Source organism: Nocardiopsis lucentensis DSM 44048 (assembly GCF_000341125.1).
In the GTDB taxonomy this organism is placed as follows: domain Bacteria; phylum Actinomycetota; class Actinomycetes; order Streptosporangiales; family Streptosporangiaceae; genus Nocardiopsis; species Nocardiopsis lucentensis.
In genome coordinates, this window is record NZ_ANBC01000942.1 from 1 (window position 1) to 2207 (window position 2207).

A 2207-nucleotide genomic window follows, 5' to 3' on the forward strand; every position below is an offset into this window, starting at 1 on the left:
CCGACAGGAAGTGGTGGTGCAGGTCGAGTCGCTTCAGGTCGTGGAACGCGGGGGCGTTCAGGAGGGGGTCGACGTCCTCGTCGCGCAGGGTGCCCAGGGACAGGTCGAGGGTCTCCAGGCGCGTGGTGACGGGCGCGTCGGCCAGGGCGCGCACCCACGCACCGGTCGCGTCGGAGTTGCGCAGGCCCAGTGAGCGGAGCTTCGGGAACGCCTCGCCGGTCAGCACCGGCGCCAGGTCGTCGGCCGTCGCGGCCGCGCCGCCCGCGTACTCCTCGTCGCCCAGCCACAGTTCGAGGTGCTCCAGCTTGGGGAGGGAGGAGGCGGCCACGTCCCGGACGACCTCGGGGCGCAGGCCGCCGCTCTGCACGGTGAGCTTCCGCAGGGACGGGTGCCCGTCGACACGCAGTTCGAGGTGGCCGGTGCCTCCGCGCACGGTGAACTCGGTGAGCTGGGGGAAGGCGGCCAGGAGCGGGGCGAGGTCGCAGTGCTCGATCCAGGAGATCTCGTTCTCCTCCCGGAGGATCTCTCCGAAGAACAGGGAGCGCAGGCGGGTCAGCTTCGGGGCGAGGGCGACGAGCCGGTCACGGGCCTCCGGCGACTCCGAACGGAATCCGGGGTCGGAGTCGAGGCCGTGGCCGACGATCAGCGCCCGGACGGACTCCGGCGGCACCAGTTCGGTGAACCGGCCCAGGTAGGTGTCCAGGTCCTCCCAGACCTTCTCCCGGCCTGAGAAGTCGCCACGGTAGGGGGGAGGCTCCCGGCGCAGCCGCCAGGCGAAGGACTCCGGGGCGGCGATACCCCGGAAGAGGTCCTCGTAGGACCTCGGAAGGAAGGGGTGCGGCTCGTTCCTGTTGCGGGCCCACCGCATGGCGGTCGTGAACTCGCCGCGGATGGTCTCCCAGTCGGTGAACTCGATGACGGGCAGACCCGCGAACTCGGTGACGTGGTGGATGTTGGGCACGGGGTGACTCCGGTGGGGCGGTCGAGGCGGATGGGGATCGGCGGGTGCGCCTACTCGGCGACCGCGGGGTAGAAGTAGTCGCTCGGGTCGAAGTCTTCGTCGTCCGGATCGTAGAACTCGTCCAGCTCCGCCTCCCGGCGGTGGCTCACGTCGATCTCGATCCCCGCAGCGGTGAACTCCGCGCGTAGTCGTTCGGCCGTATCCTTCGACAGGTAGTGGTGGTGCAGGTCCAGGCGCTTGAGGTTCCGGAAAACGGGGGAGTCCAGCAGAACGGACGCGCCCTCGTCGCTCAGAGTGCCCTTGGACAGGTCCAGGGTGACGAGTGTGCGGGTGACGGGGGCGTCGGCGAGGGCGCGGACCCAGGTGTCGGTGTCCTCGGCGTTGCGCAGCCCCAGGGAGCGTAGACGGGGGAAGGTCTCGCCGGACAGGACCGGGGCCAGGTCCCCGACGCCGACGTCGTAGCCGTAGCTTTGCGATCCCAGCCAGAGTTCGAGGTGCTCCAGGTTCGGGAGACCGGAGGCCGTGACGTCCCGGGCGGCCTGCCCCGGCATCCCGCCGGTCTGGATGGTCAGTGAACGCAGGGAGGTGTGTTCGGAGACGTGTATGCGCAGCCCGTTGCCTCCGCGAACGGTGAACTCGGTCAGATGGGGGAAGGCCGCCAGGAGCGGGGCGGTGTCGCCCTGCCTGATCCAGGAGATCTCGGAGTCCATCATCGTCAACTCGGCGAAGAACAGCGCCCGCAGGTTGGGTAGGCGGTCGCTGTAGTGGAGGAGCGCGTCGCGGCACTCGTCGACGTCGACGCCGGGTTCGTCGGACATCGGACCGATGATGAGGGCGGTCACCCGCTCGGTGTCGATCTTTTCGACGAAGTGTTCGAGGCAGGATCGACGGGGATCGTGTGTGTTCCCTTCCGTCGAGGGCGGGCGCGGATGGGTGTCGTGGCCGTCATCGCGCAGCCGCCAGGCGACCGAGGACGGGTCGGCGAGGGCGGTGGTCCGGGCCGGATGCCGTCGTACCGCTTCGGGAAGAGGGAGCCCGTTCTCCTGGGCCTCGCGGCGGGCGTCGCCGAATTCGTTCAGGTCGCGGTAGCCCTCCGGGAAATTCACCACCGGAAGCCCGGCGAACTCGGTGACGTAGTCGTAAAAGGGCATGGAGTTCCGTCCTTCCCGCGTGTGTGGGCTCGGGGGGCGTGTGCCGCTACTCGGCGACCGCCGTGAAGTAGTAGACCTCGTCGCCGTAGGTGTCC

At 69.6% G+C, this 2207-nt stretch carries 2 protein-coding genes; both read right to left on the bottom strand.

Translation table 11 applies throughout. The features are described 5' to 3' along the window. Window positions 1-961 (bottom strand): STM4015 family protein (locus D471_RS37415; protein WP_017602410.1); only part of this gene is annotated, 961 nt, incomplete at its 3' end. Window positions 962-1011: 50 nt separating this feature from the next. Continuing rightward, complete coding sequence (locus D471_RS0132145) at window positions 1012-2112, bottom strand: STM4015 family protein (RefSeq protein ID WP_017602411.1); 1101 nt, start codon at window positions 2110-2112, stop codon at window positions 1012-1014. Window positions 2113-2207: the final 95 nt, after the last annotated feature.